Origin of the sequence: Brevundimonas faecalis, from assembly GCF_040549405.1 — a bacterium.
Taxonomy (GTDB): domain Bacteria; phylum Pseudomonadota; class Alphaproteobacteria; order Caulobacterales; family Caulobacteraceae; genus Brevundimonas; species Brevundimonas faecalis.
Window position 1 is genome coordinate 206,072 of the sequence record NZ_JBEPTF010000002.1, and the last position, 14,945, is coordinate 221,016.

Annotated in this window: 19 protein-coding genes; 5 read left to right on the forward strand and 14 right to left on the reverse strand. The window is 70.1% G+C overall.

Translation table 11 applies throughout. The features are described 5' to 3' along the window. Nucleotides 1–17: 17 nt before the first annotated feature. Nucleotides 18–1,352 carry an amidohydrolase family protein gene (locus ABIE19_RS09005; protein ID WP_354088828.1) on the forward strand — a complete coding sequence of 445 codons (1,335 nt, stop codon included), beginning with the start codon at nt 18–20 and terminating at the stop codon, nt 1,350–1,352. 67 nt (nt 1,353–1,419) lie between these two features. Beyond that, a complete protein-coding gene (bioB, locus tag ABIE19_RS09010) occupies nt 1,420–2,436 on the forward strand; it encodes a biotin synthase BioB (RefSeq protein ID WP_354088829.1) in 1,017 nt (338 codons plus the stop codon). 6 nt (nt 2,437–2,442) lie between these two features. Here bioB and ABIE19_RS09015 read toward each other — a convergent pair whose 3' ends face one another. After that, nucleotides 2,443–4,137, reverse strand: a complete 1,695-nt coding sequence (locus tag ABIE19_RS09015) for a sensor histidine kinase (RefSeq protein WP_354088830.1) — start codon at nt 4,135–4,137, stop codon at nt 2,443–2,445. Between the two features lie 138 nt (nt 4,138–4,275). Between ABIE19_RS09015 and ABIE19_RS09020 the strand changes: the two genes are divergently transcribed. Then, nucleotides 4,276–4,713 carry a SufE family protein gene (locus ABIE19_RS09020; RefSeq protein WP_354088831.1) on the forward strand — a complete coding sequence of 146 codons (438 nt, stop codon included), beginning with the start codon at nt 4,276–4,278 and terminating at the stop codon, nt 4,711–4,713. 22 nt (nt 4,714–4,735) lie between these two features. Here ABIE19_RS09020 and ABIE19_RS09025 read toward each other — a convergent pair whose 3' ends face one another. From ABIE19_RS09025 to ABIE19_RS09075, 11 genes are all read right to left on the reverse strand, one after another. Next, on the reverse strand, nt 4,736–4,915 hold the full coding sequence (locus ABIE19_RS09025; protein WP_354088832.1) for a hypothetical protein: 180 nt from the start codon (nt 4,913–4,915) through the stop codon (nt 4,736–4,738). 45 nt (nt 4,916–4,960) lie between these two features. Next, entirely contained in the window at nt 4,961–6,157 is a 1,197-nt protein-coding gene (locus ABIE19_RS09030; RefSeq protein WP_354088833.1) for a divergent polysaccharide deacetylase family protein, read from the reverse strand. A 141-nt stretch (nt 6,158–6,298) separates the two neighbouring features. Further along, on the reverse strand, nt 6,299–7,684 hold the full coding sequence (locus ABIE19_RS09035) for a S41 family peptidase (protein ID WP_354088834.1): 1,386 nt from the start codon (nt 7,682–7,684) through the stop codon (nt 6,299–6,301). A gap of 150 nt (nt 7,685–7,834) precedes the next feature. Beyond that, complete coding sequence (locus ABIE19_RS09040) at nt 7,835–8,929, reverse strand: murein hydrolase activator EnvC family protein (RefSeq protein ID WP_354088835.1); 1,095 nt, start codon at nt 8,927–8,929, stop codon at nt 7,835–7,837. Beyond that, nucleotides 8,929–9,393: a 23S rRNA (pseudouridine(1915)-N(3))-methyltransferase RlmH gene (gene rlmH / locus ABIE19_RS09045; RefSeq protein ID WP_354088836.1), complete on the reverse strand. Its 465-nt coding sequence runs from the start codon at nt 9,391–9,393 to the stop codon at nt 8,929–8,931. The genes ABIE19_RS09040 and rlmH overlap by 1 nt, the downstream gene beginning before the upstream one ends. Nucleotides 9,394–9,417: 24 nt before the next feature. Continuing rightward, entirely contained in the window at nt 9,418–9,846 is a 429-nt protein-coding gene (rsfS, locus tag ABIE19_RS09050; RefSeq protein WP_354088837.1) for a ribosome silencing factor, read from the reverse strand. Nucleotides 9,847–9,998: 152 nt separating this feature from the next. Continuing rightward, complete coding sequence (locus tag ABIE19_RS09055) at nt 9,999–10,673, reverse strand: nicotinate-nucleotide adenylyltransferase (RefSeq protein ID WP_354088838.1); 675 nt, start codon at nt 10,671–10,673, stop codon at nt 9,999–10,001. 105 nt (nt 10,674–10,778) lie between these two features. After that, nucleotides 10,779–11,396: a DUF6655 family protein gene (locus ABIE19_RS09060; RefSeq protein ID WP_354088841.1), complete on the reverse strand. Its 618-nt coding sequence runs from the start codon at nt 11,394–11,396 to the stop codon at nt 10,779–10,781. A gap of 1 nt (nt 11,397) precedes the next feature. Beyond that, entirely contained in the window at nt 11,398–11,838 is a 441-nt protein-coding gene (locus ABIE19_RS09065; RefSeq protein WP_354088843.1) for a VOC family protein, read from the reverse strand. Between the two features lie 3 nt (nt 11,839–11,841). Next, entirely contained in the window at nt 11,842–12,078 is a 237-nt protein-coding gene (locus ABIE19_RS09070) for a zinc-finger domain-containing protein (RefSeq protein WP_354088844.1), read from the reverse strand. 57 nt (nt 12,079–12,135) lie between these two features. Continuing rightward, entirely contained in the window at nt 12,136–12,429 is a 294-nt protein-coding gene (locus ABIE19_RS09075) for a hypothetical protein (RefSeq protein ID WP_354088845.1), read from the reverse strand. 186 nt (nt 12,430–12,615) lie between these two features. Here ABIE19_RS09075 and ABIE19_RS09080 point away from each other — a divergent pair, with 186 nt between their 5' ends. Further along, nucleotides 12,616–13,590, forward strand: coding sequence for an ABC transporter ATP-binding protein (locus ABIE19_RS09080; RefSeq protein WP_354088846.1), 975 nt, complete (start codon nt 12,616–12,618; stop codon nt 13,588–13,590). A gap of 51 nt (nt 13,591–13,641) precedes the next feature. Here ABIE19_RS09080 and ABIE19_RS09085 read toward each other — a convergent pair whose 3' ends face one another. Further along, nucleotides 13,642–14,049, reverse strand: coding sequence for a Tat pathway signal protein (locus ABIE19_RS09085; protein WP_354088847.1), 408 nt, complete (start codon nt 14,047–14,049; stop codon nt 13,642–13,644). A 77-nt stretch (nt 14,050–14,126) separates the two neighbouring features. Here ABIE19_RS09085 and ABIE19_RS09090 point away from each other — a divergent pair, with 77 nt between their 5' ends. Further along, a complete protein-coding gene (locus ABIE19_RS09090) occupies nt 14,127–14,609 on the forward strand; it encodes an RNA pyrophosphohydrolase (RefSeq protein ID WP_354088848.1) in 483 nt (160 codons plus the stop codon). A 64-nt stretch (nt 14,610–14,673) separates the two neighbouring features. On the opposite strand, the gene ABIE19_RS09095 is transcribed toward ABIE19_RS09090, so the two are convergent. Next, entirely contained in the window at nt 14,674–14,943 is a 270-nt protein-coding gene (locus ABIE19_RS09095) for an ATP synthase F1 subunit epsilon (protein ID WP_354088849.1), read from the reverse strand. Between the last annotated feature and the right edge of the window lie 2 nt (nt 14,944–14,945).

The window sequence follows — 14,945 nt, forward strand, 5'->3', positions numbered from 1 at the left end:
TGTGGGGAGCACCGACCATGAAAGCCTTTCTGACCGCCGCGGCCTGCGCCGTCGCCCTGAGCGCCGCCCTGGCTGTCGCGCCGACGCCTTCGGTCGCGCAGACCGCGAGCGGGACCGTCACCCTGATCCAGGCCGGACGCCTGCTGGATCGGCCCGGTCAGGCGCCGCGCGGGCCCTCGACCCTGGTGGTGCGTGACGGCAAGGTGGTCGAGATCAGGGACGGCTTCGTCGACGCCTCGGCCTATCCCGGCGCGACGGTGGTGAACCAGCGCGACCGCTTCGTCCTGCCCGGACTGATCGACAGCCATGTGCACCTGGTCTCCGACGTGGCGGGCCAGGCGGGCTTCCTGTCCGGCGTGACCGACAACCTGCCCGTCCACGCCTACAGCGCCGCGATGAATGCCCGGAAGACGCTGATGGCGGGCTTCACCACCGTGCGGAACCTGGGCGACAGCGGCGGCGTCACCCTGGCCCTGCGGACCGAGACGGCGGCGCACCGTCTGCCCGGGCCGCGCATCCTGGACGCGGGGAACAGCATCTCGACCACCTCCGGCCACATGGACGGGCGGCTGGGCTTCAATGACGACCTGCGCGAGCACGTGGCCCACGACAACGTCTGCAACGGGGTGGAAAGCTGCCGCGAGGCCGTGCGCCTTCAGGTCGGGCGCGGCGTGGACCTGATCAAGATCGCCACCACCGGCGGGGTCAACAGCCGCATCGGCGCCGGTCTGGGCGCCCAGATGTTCGAGGACGAGGCCAAGGCCCTGATCGACACGGCCCACCTGTACGGCAAGAAGGTCGCGGTTCACGCCCACGGCGTGGACGGGATCAACCTGGCCCTGCGCATGGGCGCCGATTCCATCGAGCACGGCACCATCTTCGACGACGAGACCCTGCAGTTGCTGCGCCGCACGCGCGCCTATTACGTGCCGACCCTGTCGGTGGTGAACGGCTACACCGAACGACTGGCGGCCGATCCGGAAGCCTATCCGCCGGACGTCCTGGCCAAGATTCGCTGGCGCATCGACATCACCGGCCAGTCCTTGCAGAAGGCCGTGCCCGCCGGGGTCCGCATCGCCTTCGGCACCGACGCGGGCGTGTCCAAGCACGGTCGCAACGCCGACGAGTTCGAACTGATGGTCCGCAACGGCATGACGCCGATGACGGCGATCGAGGCCGCCACCGTCAACGCCGCCGACCTGCTGGGCCTGTCGGCCGAGATCGGGACCCTGGAGCCGGGCAAGCGCGCCGACGTCATCGCCGTGGCGGGCGACCCGCTCAGCGACGTGACGACCTTGAAGACCGTGTCCTTCGTCATGCGCGACGGCCGCGTCTACAAGGACGAGCGCTGATCCGGAGAACGGCGGCGCGTCAGTTCCGGCTTGGCCGCGCCCGCGCGCGCGGCTAAGCCGTCGTCCCATGGCTGACGACGCATCGATCCGACCCGCCCGCGATCTCTCGATCCCCCGTCACGACTGGACGCTGGAGGAGGTCGAGGCCCTGTTCGCCCGCCCCTTCATGGAGCTGGTGTTCGAGGCGGCGACGGTGCACCGCCGCACCTTTGACCCGAACGAGGTGCAGAAGTCGCAACTGCTGTCGGTCAAGACCGGCGGCTGCGCCGAGAACTGCGGCTACTGCTCGCAGTCGGCCAGCTTCAAGACCGGCCTCAAGGCCGAGAAGCTGATGGAGCCGACCGCCGTCATCGCCGAGGCCATGGCGGCCAAGGCGGGCGGGGCCAGCCGCTTCTGCATGGGCGCCGCCTGGCGCGAGTTGAAGGACCGCGACACGCCCAAGCTGGCGGCCATGATCTCGGGCGTGAAGGCGCTGGGGCTCGAGACCTGCGCCACGCTCGGCATGCTGAACGCCGACCAGGCGAAACAGCTCAAGGACGCGGGTCTGGACTACTACAACCACAACCTCGACACCGGGCCGGAGTACTATGCCGAGGTGGTGACGACCCGTTCCTATCAGGATCGTCTGGAGACGCTGCAGCATGTCCGCGACGCGGGCATGAACACCTGCTGCGGCGGCATCGTCGGCATGGGTGAGAAGCGGCGCGACCGCGCCGGCCTGCTGCACGCCCTGGCCACCCTGCCCGTCCACCCCGACAGCCTGCCGGTCAACGCCCTGGTCCCGGTCGGCGGCACGCCCCTGGGCGAGCGGGTGCTGAAGGAGGGCGAGATCGACCCGATCGAGTTCGTCCGCACCGTCGCCGTCGCGCGTCTGGTCTGCCCGCAGTCCATGGTCCGCCTGTCGGCCGGCCGCGAAGGCATGACGCCAGAGATGCAGGCCCTGTGCTTCCTGACCGGCGCCAACTCCATCTTCGTCGGCGGCAAGCTGCTGACCACGCCCAATCCGGAAGAGGACGACGACGCCAGGCTGTTCGCCCTTCTGGACCTCAAGCCCATGCCGCTGAAGGTCGAAGCCCGGGCCTGAACGGAATCAGGCGCTGCGGTTCAGGGGAATGATCTCGGCGCCGCCTTCGACCGCGGGGCGAGGCGCGACGACCGGCAGTCGGACGACCACCGCCGTGCCCTCGCCCAGGGTGCTGTCCACGCTCATCGTCCCCTGATGCAGTTCCGCCAGGGCGCGGACCAGGGACAGGCCCAGACCCGTGCCCTGCGCCCTCTGTTCGGCGCCGCCCGCCTGTTCGAAGGGACGGCCGAGACGGGCCAGGTCTTCCGGCGCCACGCCGACGCCGGTGTCGGCCACGCTCAGTTCCAGCACCTGGTCCAAAGCCTCGGCCGTGACGGTGACGGCGCCGCCTGACGGCGTGAACTTCACCGCGTTGGACAGCAGGTTCAGCAGGATCTGCTTGACCGCGCGACGGTCGGCCGAGACGGTCAGGGCCTCGCCCGGCATGACGGCGGCCAGGTCCACGCCCTTGTCGTCGGCCTGGACCCGGACCAGAGCCATGGCGGCGGAAACGGTTTCGCGCACGTCGAACCTTTCCAGGTTCAGTTCGTAACGGGCCGCCTCGATCCGGCTGACGTCCAGGACGTCGTTGATCAGGTCCAGCAGATGGCCGCCCGCCTCGTGGATCGAGTCTGCATATTCGGCGTAGCGGTCCGGCAGGGAGCCGAACAGGCGCTGGCGCATGATGTCCGAGAAGCCGAGGACGGCGTTCAGCGGCGTGCGCAGCTCATGGCTCATATTGGCCAGGAAGCGGGTCTTGCTCGCGTTCTGGGCCTCGGCCTCGACGCGGGCGGCGTCCAGTTCGGCTTCGCGCGCGTGCTGCAGGGTGGCGTCCAGGGCGATGACGGTCAGGCGCAGGGGCGCGGCGCCCGCCCGACGACGCACGACCAGGAGGATGCGCCGGTCCAGCGCCAGACGCGGGGCGAAGCGGACCTGGGCCTCGGCCCCGGTCGCCGCCTTGGCCAGGGCGGCCTGAACGGCGGGGCGATCGGGCGCATGGACGGCGGCCAGCAGGCCCTCCTCGAACAGGGAATCGACCGGCAGAGCGGCCGGCGCCGCCCCATAGGCCGCAAGCGCCGCGCCCGAGGCGTCCGTCACCAGGGTCAGGCCCGGCTGGCCCGCCAATATGGTCTCGGCCCGGCCCAGGCCGGCCTGGAGCGCGGTCAGACGCACCGCGCGCCGTCGCTCGGCCTGACAGAAGGCGAGGGCCGCCGCTCCGACGGCCAGCAGGGCCGAGATCGCCGCCACGCCCGGCTCAGGCGCGCCAGGCGCCTGGCTGATCGCCGCGCCTGCCAGACCCACGCTTGTCAGACCAGCAACCGCAGCGGCCGCAGAACCCAGGGCGCCGAAGACGGCGAGCCGTCCGCCGAGGACCACCGCCGCGATCAGGGGCATGAAGGCCAGGGCGCCGAGAGGGCCGGTCAGTCCCCCGGTCAGGGTCTGGGCCGCGATCGCCGCCAGGGTCCAGGCGGCCAGCAGGGCGGCCCGCGTGGCGCCTCCGTCCCTGCCCAGAAGAACCAGGCCGAGCAGTCCCGGCGTCGCCAGGATCAGCAGACCGGCCGTCTCCGCCCCGCCCCGCCCCAGAGCGTCGGCGCCCAGGGCGAACAGGCCCGCCGCCGCCGCCCAGAGCGCATGCCAGACGGCCACGGCCGCGCCGTCCCGGCGGTCGGCGTCGACCACAGGCGCGCGAGGCGGCTCAAGGGCGGCGAGCGAAGGCTTCAATCCACAAGGTCCCGACGATGAATCAACCCGGCATTCTAGACCCGAGCCGGACTCCGCCAAAGAGCGCTCGCCTTTGGGGCGATTGTCGGGCGACAGGCGACGGTTGTCGTCGAGGCCGCTGGGGCCTATGTCGCCCGGATGACGCAGACCGACGCCCTTCCCGCCCTGAGCCTTGACGCGACCCTGGCCGAACTGGTCGAGGAATTCGACCTGCTCGGTGATTGGGAAGGGCGGATCGAATACGTCATCGACCTGGGCAAGGCCCTGCCGCCCCTGCCCGAAGAGGCGCGGATCGAGGCGAACAAGGTGCCGGGCTGCGCGGCCCAGGTCTGGCTGTCGACGCGACGCGCGAACGGACGACTGTTCTTCGACGCCGATTCCGACAGCGCCCTGTCGAAAGGCAATATCGCCCTGCTGCTCAAGCTCTATTCCGGCCGCCGGCCGGACGAGATCCTGGCCTTCGACGCCAGGGCGGCGCTGGATCGGCTGGGCCTGCCCGCCGCCCTGACGCGCCAGCGCGCCAACGGCCTGAACAACATGGTGGGCCGCATCCGCGAGGCCGCAGCCCAGGCCTAGGACGTTCCGGACCCGGAAGACGTCAGCGCGTCATCCAGGGCTTGGACGATCCCGCCTTGGGCGCGGCGGCCTGTCGCCGCTTGAAGCCGTCCTTGGGCGGGCCGGACTTGGCGGCCTGGGCCGCCTGTTTCAGGCGCAGCGCCTTCTGGGCCGGGGTTTCCGTCGCGGCGGCGGGGTTCGGGGCGTCGTCTTGCTCGCTCATGCGGACGCCATAGCACGGGAGCGCGGCGGATGCGCCCGCCGAAGCCTATCGCCCCGGACGTCGCGTCATCGCCGAGGCCGGAGCCAGTTGCAGGCCGCGGGCTTCCAGGCCGGCGGTCCAGCGGGCGGCGGCCTCGACCGTGACCGGATAGCTGAAGCCCGAACCCATGGCGGCGCCGCGCGTCTTGGCCGCGGCCTCCAGGGCGGTGAGCTGACCCATGATGGCCGCCGGGCTCTGGCTCTCGTCGATGATGCGGTCGGCGCTGGCGCGGGAGAAGGCTCCCGGGCGGCGACGCATGGAGCCGTCGTCGAGGAAGGCCACGCCGCGCTGGCGCAGCACGCCCAGCACCGCGCCCATGCCCTCGTCCGAGGTCGCGAAGCGGTCGCCCAGATAGTTGGTCACGCCGAAATATCCCGTCGCCCGGCCCAGCAGCCAGTCCATCTTGGCCGCCACGTCGTCGGCGCCGCCGTCAGCCAGCAGGGTGTAGGGACCGGGGTCGTTGTCGGGATAGCCGGTCGGCTCCATCGGCAGTTCGATCATGACCTCGTGCCCCTGGGCGCGGGCCATGTCGATCCAGGTCTGCAGGCCCTCGGCGTAGGGAACGAAGCTGAGCGTCACCTCGGCCGGCAGGCGTTCGATGGCCGCGCGGGTGGTGACGGCGTTCAGGCCCAGGCCGCCGACGACCAGGGCCACCATGGGCTTGCCGTTCGAGCGGAAGGGCCGGGCGTAGGCCTGGGCCGGCACGCGGCCGTCCGGGGCGATGCGCGGCAGGGGGCCGTTGGGGCCGGGCGAGAACAGACCGGCGATCGGCGCCTTGGGCAGGGGATTGGACGGCGCGCGCACCGGGGCGGCGATGGTCGAGCCGCCGGCCACCGTGGCGCCGTCCGGCAGGGTGATCAGGGCCTCGCCCCCGGCCGCGCCGTTGGGGTCCAGCAGGGCGGGATCGACGCCGCTCAGGTCCTGATAGAGATCCAGGCCGCTCATCGAGAAGGCCTCGGCGCCCGTCGGGGCCTCGGCCGCCGGACGCTCCAGGGCCACCCGGGCCGAAGGCGCGCCCGCCCGGGGATCGCCCAGGACGGCGACGAAGAGAGCGCCCGCCGCCAGGACGAAGGCGCCCGCCGCTCCGGCCGCGACCGGGGGCTTCTTCAGGGCGTCGACGACGGCGTCGAAGCTGACGCGCGAGCGCGCCTCCGGCGGCATGCCGGCGGCGGCGGCGAGGGCGGACTGGCGCTTGGCGAACATGGACGGAACGGCGCTCGAACGACAGGAAACAGGGGCGGAAGCCGCCGGACGCGGCTTCCCTCAGTCCCCATTAACCTCGTGGTCGGTTAAGAAACCCTAACGCGCCGTTCACCACGTTTCGGGCCGTCGCGCCGACGGGGCTCAGTCGGGCCGGGTCTCGTCCGGCTTGGCCTCGTCCGCGGCGGGGGTTTCTGCCTTTTCCTGACCCGGTTCGGTGATGACGACGCCCTCGGGCGCCGCCGTCAGTTTCGACAGGTCGCCGCCGGCGCGCAGGACGTCCAGAGCCCGCTGGAGCTGATAGTCCTTGGCCTTGTCGTAGTCAGGGCCCGGCGCCTCGCGCGGCGTGTGGGGGCCCTTGCGTTCGGCGCCGATCGAGGCGTCCAGGGCGGTGGCGTAGGCGGCTTCCGAATAGATGAAGCTGGACCGCGAGACGATGCGGGCCTCAGCCTCGGAGCGGGCGACCTCCAGATCCGGCTCGATGCCGATCTTCTGGATCGAGCGGCCCGAGGGCGTGTAGTAGCGCGCCGTGGTGATCGACAGGGCGCCGTCCGAGCCGCCGCGCAGCGGGATGACCGTCTGGACCGATCCCTTGCCGAAGCTGGTCAGGCCGACGACCGTCGCCCGCTCCTGATCCTTCAGGGCGCCCGCCACGATCTCGGACGCCGAAGCCGAGCCGTAGTTGATCAGGACCACGACCGGCAGGCCGCCGGTCAGGTCGCCCGGCTTGGCGGCGTAGCGTTCGATGTCCTCCGGCTTGCGGCCGCGCTGGCTGACGATCTCGCCCCGTTCCAGGAAGGCGTCGGAGACGTCGATGGCCGCAGTCAGCAGGCCCCCGCCGTTGTTGCGCAGGTCCAGCACATAGCCCTTCAGGCCCGGCTTCTCGCGCTTCAGACGCTCGATCGTCTCGGTCAGTTCGCGGCCGGTGTTCTCGTTGAAGGTCGAGATGCGCAGGTAGCCGAAGTCGCCTTCCAGACGGCCGGTGACGGATTCGACCTTGATGACCTCGCGCTTCAACACAACCTCGCGCGGCTCCTCGCCGTCGCGCAGGAAGGTGACGGTGACGCTGGTGCCGATGGCGCCGCGCAGCTTGTCCGACACCTCGGAGACCGTCAGGCCCGAGGCGTTCTGGCCGTCGATGGCGCTGATGACGTCGCCCGCCTGGACGCCCGCGCGGCCCGCCGGACTGTCGTCCATCGGCGAGATGACCTTCACCAGTCCGCCCTCGGAGGTGATGGTCAGGCCCACGCCGGAATATTCGCCCGATGTCCGTTCGCGCAGGTCGCCGAAGGCCTTGGCCGGCAGGTAGTTGGAGTGGGGATCGAGGGCCGTCATCATGCCCTGAAGGGCTGCCTCGATCAGTTTCTTGTTGTCCACCGGCACCACATAGGCGCGCTCGACGATGGCCAGCACGTCGCCGAACATCTCGAGCATGCGGAAGGTCTCGTTGCGCGGCGTCTGGCTGGCGACGGCCGCCGCCGATCCGCCCAAGGCCAAGGCGGCGCAGCCGATGAGAAGCAGTTTACGCATTCGGTGTCTTTCCATCGGACCCGCGCGGGCTCCGGTCGTCGAGGGGGAGGCCGACGGCCGAGACGGCCGCCTGCGTCGTTCGCGCCGATACAATCAGCCTCCGCGCGGATTTGAAAGGACTTTCGCTTTCAACTCGGCGACAGGTTCGCGTCACTGAAGCCAGGGCGCCGGGTCGATGGGCCGTTCGTCGCGACGCAGTTCGAAATAGGCCTCTCCGTCCTCGCCGGTGCGCCCCAGGACCTGACCGTCGCCGACCCTCTGGCCCGTCTCCACCGACAGGCGGTCCAGGCCGGCCACCACGACGCGCCAGCCGGGGCCGAGATCCAGGATCACCACCTCGCCCCATTCACGCAACGGCCCGGCGTAGGCGACGCGCCCCGCCGCCGGCGCCGCGATCGCCTCATGACTGGAGCGCCAGCGCCATCCCTGCGAGCCGCCGCCGAAGCGTTGCGACGGCGCGCCCTGGACCGGCGGCGTCAGGCGGTTGCGGCCGGCCGGCAAGCGGGCGGCCGGGGCTTCGACCGGTTCGTCGGACAGGCTGGGCGTCTGGCCGCCCAGTTCGCGGATGCGGGCCTCCAGGGCGCGGGTGGCGCGCTCGGCCCGGCTCGCCTCGGCCCTCAACACCGCGCGCAGGGCGGTCTTGCGGGTCGACAGGCTTTCGATCTCGGCGCGGCGGTCGCCCTGGGCGCTTTCGACCGTGAACAGACGCTCGCTGGACAGTGCGGCCAGACGCCTGATGCGGTTCACCTCGGCCTGACGTTCGACCAGGGTCCTGGCCCGCGCCTGAAGCTCCGGCGTCATGGCGCGGATCAGGATGGAGGCCCGCACCGTGTCCACGGCCTCGTCCGCCGGGATCAGCAGGGGCGGCGGCGGCTTGCGGCTCATCATCTGCAGGGCGGACAGAAGACGCCCCTGCCCCGCCCGTTCCCGCGACAGGGCCGCGACCAGGGCCGCCTCGCGGTCGGTCAGTTGTTTCAGGCGCGCGCGCTGGGCCTGCATCTGAACATCGTCGTCAGCCTCGGCCCGGCGCAGTTCGGCAAGCTGGCGGTCGAGATCGACGAGTTCCTCGCTCGCCGCCACGGCCTCGGCGCGCAGACGGCGGGCCCGGGCCACCTCATCCCTGTATTCGGCCTGGAGGCGCGCCAGCTCGGGCGTGGGCGCGGGGGGGCGCTGCCCGACCGCCGGTCCGGCCAGGACCAGCAGCAGGCAGGAAGAGGTCAGAAGAAGAAGGGCCCCGCGTCGCATCAATCGCGATGATAGGGCGATCCGGCCAGGATGGTCACGGCCCGATAGAGCTGCTCCGCCAGCATGGCTCGGGCCAGGGCGTGGGGCCAGGTCTGGGGTCCGAAGGCCAGGGTCGAACGCGCGGCCCGGCGCACGCTCTCGTCCAGGCCGTCCGCCCCGCCGATGGCGAAGACCAGGCGCCGTTCACCCTGGTCCCGCAGGGTCGCCACATGGTCGGCGAAGGCGCGTGACGAATAGGTCCTGCCCCGTTCGTCACAGGCGATCAGGTGCGCGCCCTCGGCGGCGGCCAGGATCAGCTCGGCCTCCGGCGCCTTGCCCGGCTTGCGAGGTTCGAGATCCAGAAGTTCGAGCGGACCCAGCCCCAGCGGCCGACCCGCCAAGGTCGCCCGGCGAGCATAGTCATCGGCCAGGGCGGCCTCGGGACCGCGGCCCGGCTTGCCGATGGCCGCGATCGCCAGCTTCATGAGGTCAGCCCTGTCCGAGGAGGATCAGGCGGCGCCGGCGCCGCGGTGGGCGCTGTCGATCGCCCAGATCTTCTCGATATTGTAGAAGGTGCGGACTTCCGGACGGAACAGGTGGACGATGACGTCGCCCGCGTCCAGCAGAACCCAGTCGCAGTGCGGCAGGCCTTCGACCTTCACCTTGCCCAGGCCCAGGTCCTTGAACAGGCGCAGCAGGTGGTCGGCCAGGGCGCCGACATGGCGGTGCGACCGGCCCGAAGCCACGATCATGGCGTCGGACATCGGGCTTTTGCCGCGCAGGTCGATCAGGACCATGTCCTGAGCCTTGTCTTCATCGAGTTTGGCGATGATGGCGCGTTCCAGTTCGGTCAGGCCGACCGGAAGCGGAGCTTGATCGCCGGTACTGGGGCCTTCGACCTGACCGTCTTCGGAATGGACGGAATCCATCGGGTCCATTTCATGGGCCGCGTTGGAAACGGCGGCGTCTTGCGCATCGTGCGCGGGCGAGGGGGTCAGCGGAGGGCTCCAAGGGAGATTACTAAAGAAGGCAGCCTATCACAGTCCGCCCGAAAGGTCACCCGCCGACGACTCTTCCCGCGCGGCGCGGGTCAGGCGCCGGTCGAGCGCGCCTTGGCCGCCGCCCGGATGGCGGTGGAGGAGCGGGGATTGAGGGGCGCCGTCAGATAGGTCCAGGCGGGCGCCTGGAGGCTGGCCAGCAGGCCCGCCTGCCCCGCCGGGATGCGGTTATGGGCGAAACGGGCGGCGGCGGGGGCGGTGCGGCTGTCCAGCAGGCTGCCGGGCCGGGCGATCACTGCGACAGGCATCAACCGCATGATGTCCGTCCATCCGCGCCACCGGTGAAAGTCCGCCAGATTGTCCGATCCCATCAGCCAGACGAAGCGTACGCCGGGATAGCGGTCGGTCAGGGCGCGCAGGGTGTCCACCGTCCAGCGCGTGCCGGCCCGTGTCTCGAAGTCCGAGACGATCATGGCGGGGCCGACCGTCGCGGCCACGGCGCGGGCCGAGGCCATGCGTTCCGACAGGGGCGCGGTCTCGTGGTTCGATTTCAACGGGTTCTGCGGCGAAACCAGCCAGACCACCCGGTCCAGGCCCAGACGCCGCATGGCGGTCTCGGCCACATGGGCGTGGCCGTCGTGCGCCGGATTGAAGGAGCCCCCGAACAGGCCGACCTTCATGCCCGGCTGCAGGCCCAGGCCGTCACGCAGGGCGCCGGGACGAGGGCCGAAGCCTTTCGGCGCGGGACCGGCGTGGAAGAAGGACAAGGGCGGCTCTTCTGGGACGAGGGCGACTTATGCTCACCCGCGCCCTAACACGCCGCCGCGCCCCTGTCTCGTGTCAGAAGACGGACGAAAGGCGAAGACGAAGCTTCAGAACTCTTTCCAGCTCGAACCCGGATCGCGTTCGCCCGGCTGGGCCAGTTGCTGGCCCCAGGTCACGACCATGAAGGCCTTGTGGCTGCGGATCTTGTACTGGCCGATCATCGGGGAGACGGCGCCGAGCGGCAGGCCGGTGCGCCCGTCGTAGAGGAAGCCCGAAAACTCGGCCACGCCCATGCGGTCGCGGTTGGAATAGATCGACAGTTCCGGAATGGAGACGACGTTCAGGCTTTCGTTGATCGGCACCCGCATGTCGGGAATGCCGAAGACCCGGCGCATCTGCTCCAGCGACAGGGCGCCGGCGCGGACCTCGAAGATGGCGTCGGCGCTTTCACGATCACGGCTGATGGCGTAGCCCGCGTCCGACAGGGCGGCGCGGATGGCGCTGAGGGCGTAGCGGGCGTTCTCGGCCTGGAAATAGGTCTCGTCGACGAAGACGCGCGCCCCTTGGGGAATGGGCAGGGTCAGGCCCTCGACCGCCCGATCCGCCGCCCGGTTGACCAGCAGCATGTCGGTGGCCGTCCGCGCCGGATTGGTCTCCGTCACGGAGGCGCAACCGGCCAGGACCGCCGTTGCCACGAACAGGACGATCAGGCGCGCTGTCGTCAAATCACCAGGCCCCGACATTGGGCATGGAGGCCCAGGGCTCGGCCGGAGCCAGTCGCTCGCCGCCCTGCAGCAGCTCGATCGAGATGCCGTCGGGCGAGCGAATGAAGGCCATGTGGCCGTCGCGCGGCGGGCGGTTGATCGTCACCCCGCCGTCCATCAGGCGTCGGCAGGCGGCGTAGATGTCATCGACCTCGAAGGCCAGGTGGCCGAAGTTACGGCCGCCCTGATAGTCCTCGGGATCCCAGTTGAAGGTCAGTTCGACCTCGGGCGACTTCTCGGCCTCGGCGCGGCCGACATCCTGCGGCGCGGCCAGATAGATCAGACTGAAACGCCCGGCCTCGCTGTCCATCCGGCGCGTCTGCACCAGGCCCAGCAGGTCGCGATAGAAGTGCAGCGACGCCTCCAGGTCCTTCACGCGGACCATGGTGTGCAGGTAGCGCATGCCTCAGTGGGCCTCGGGCGGACGGGCCGCCGGGTCCAGGTATTCGCTCTCCGGGTGCGGATGGTCCGACAGGACGAAGCGGCGATCGCAGTAGCCGCACTCGATGAAGCTCTCCTCGCCCATCTCCAGATAGACCAGCGGATGGCCCAGGACGCCGCCGCCGTCGCAGGCGACGCGCTTCGTCGGGACGACGATCTCTTCGGGGGCGGGGATGACGGCGTCGGTATGGCGGGGAGGCATGGGTCCGGTCCGGGTCTGGAAGGCTCGCGCCGTTCCTAGAAGGACCGGACCTTCAGGTCAAACCTCGGAGGGGCGCGGCTGGCGGCGGAACAGCCTGTCCAGCATGGCCTTGCGCTTCTTGAACAGGGTCAGGCCCAGGCAGCCCGCGCCGACCCACAAGCCGATCTCGCCGATCAGGGCGGCGACGGCGGCGATGATCGCCGCCTGGGTCATAGGCAGATAGTCCAGCTTGCCGGCGCCCAGGGCCAGGGCGAAACCGGCATAGCCGACGGCGCAAACCGCCATGGCGGCGAAACCGATCACGCGGGTGCGGGTCAGGGGCTTCTTCATCTGGGCTTGCAGGGCGGTCATGAGCGTCTCTCCATCAAGGCAGATTGTCTTTATGACAAGGAACCTAGACACACCCAAAGGATACGTCAAGCATCATTTACATAAGGACGCGCAAACTTGTCCGACATGCATGGAACTGCGCCTTGGCGAACCGTCCTGCGCGCCCTACCTATGCCGCACGCTTCCGCCCTCCGAGTGAACGCCCGCATGACCGAGACCCCCGCCCTGCCCGTCAACGCCATCGAGGTGCGGGGCCTGAAGAAGACCTATGCCGGCAACAAGAAGTCGCCGCCCAAGACGGCCCTGCGCGGCGTGGATCTGACGGTGCCGCGCGGCTCCATGTTCGGCCTGCTGGGACCCAACGGCGCGGGCAAGTCGACCCTGATCAACATCATCGCCGGAGTGGTGAACAAGTCCGAGGGCAGCGTCCGCATCTGGGACCGCGACATCGACCATGAGGCCCGCGACGCCCGCGCCGCCCTGGGCGTCGTGCCTCAGGAAATCGTCGCCGACGTCTTCTTCACCCCGCGCGAGGCGCTGGAGGTCCAGGCCGGCTTCTACGGCGTGCCGGCCGACGAGCGGCGCTCGGACGAACTGCTGGCCGCGCTGGGCCTGTCGGACAAGGCCAACGCCTATGTCCGCGCCCTGTCGGGCGGGATGAAGCGGCGCCTGATGGTGGCCAAGGCCCTGGTGCACAATCCGCCGGTGCTGATCCTGGACGAACCGACGGCGGGCGTGGACGTCGAACTGCGCCGCCAGTTGTGGGACTACGTCCGCAGGATCAACGAGGAAGGGGTGACGGTGATCCTGACCACCCATTATCTCGAAGAAGCCCAAGAGCTGTGCGACACCATCGCCATCATCAACCGGGGCGAGGTCGTGGCCTGCGAGCCGACCCAGCAGCTTCTGAAGCGGCTGGACACCCGCAACGTCGTCGTCACGCCTGAAACCCCGCCCGAGAGCCTGCCCGTCCTCAACGGCTTCACCGTCGCGCCGCGCGCCAACGGCGCCTTCGTCGTCACCTATCGAACCGGCGAATCCAGCGTGGAGCAGGTCCTGACCGCCGTGCGCGCAGCGGGCGTGACCATCAAGGACATCGCGACCGAGGACCCGGATCTGGAAGACGTCTTCCTGGCCATGACTTATGGCGACGCCAGCCGGCCGAGCCCGACGCAGGACTAGCCATAGCGGGCCTCAAGTAGCCCGAAGGGCGGTAGGCCCCTCAAGAATGAGCTAGACCACCATCACCGTGCCGAGCAGCAGCCTGGCGCCCGCACGGCCCAGCACGCGGTCGGTGGCGGCCTGAAGCGCGCGGCTGAGCCATTCGACGTCGGGCGGAGCGCCAGGCAACAGGCGCTCGCCCGCCAGGCGCACCACCTCGTTGTAGGCGGCGCTGAGACGCGGCTTCGACTGGTCGGCGCGGGCGCGCAGGGCCATGTCCGTCACATCCACCCCGACCTCGACCGTCATCACGCCCCGTCGGCCGTCGCGCCGCAGAACCGTGGCGGTCGCCGTGGGCAGGGAGATGAAGGGATGGGTCGGCGCGCCGCCGCCCTCGCTCTTGCCGGAGGCCTCGGCGGCTTCGGCGGCGGCGAGTGCGGAACCCAGGGCGGCGAGGCCGATCAGTGCGCGACGATCCATGCCTTCAGTCTGCGTCCGACCGACTTAAGGCCCGGTTACGGCTGGCGGGGCGACGCGGGCGCGCGTAATCGGGACGGATGAGCCAGACTGATCTTTCCGCCTATCGTCCCAATGTCGGGGTGGTGCTGTTCAACCCCGCCGGACAGGTCTGGCTGGGACGTCGCGCCAGGACGCCCGAGCCGTGGAACTGGCAGTTCCCGCAAGGCGGCGTAGACGAGGGCGAGGATCTGGAAGCCGCCGCCCTGCGCGAGTTGCAGGAAGAGACCGGCGTCCGCTCGGTCGAACTGCTGGGCCGGACCGGCGGCTGGATCGTCTACGACTTCCCCGAGGGCATGGGCGGCCCCAAGGCATGGAAGGGCTTCAAGGGCCAGAAGCAGGTCTGGTTCGCCTTCCGCTTCACCGGGGAAGACAGCGAGTTCGACCTGGAGGCCCACGGCGAGCCCGAGTTCGACGCTTGGCGCTGGGGAAACCTGGAGGAGGCGCCCGACCTGATCGTGCCCTTCAAGCGCGAGGTCTATCAGCAGGTGGTCGCGGCGTTTGAAGGCCTGCCGAAGAGCTGAACCCCAAAGAAAAAGGCCCTTCGCCGAAGCGAAGGGCCCTGATCTTGTCGGCGTCATGTAAGCCTCAGGCTTCGACGATTTCCGAGGCTTCTTCGGCCAGGATGCTGAGACCCTGGGCGTTGACGTCGGCGAAGCCGCCCTTGACCGAGAACTGACGACGCGAAGCGCCTTCATAGACGGTCACGACGCCCTCGCGCAGGGTGGTCATGAAGGGCGCGTGGCCCGGCAGGACGCCGAAGTCGCCCTCGACGCCCGGCGCATCGACCTGATCGACCGAACCCGCGAAGATTTCGCGTTCCGGGGCGACGAGGGAGAAGTTCAGCTTACCGGCCATGA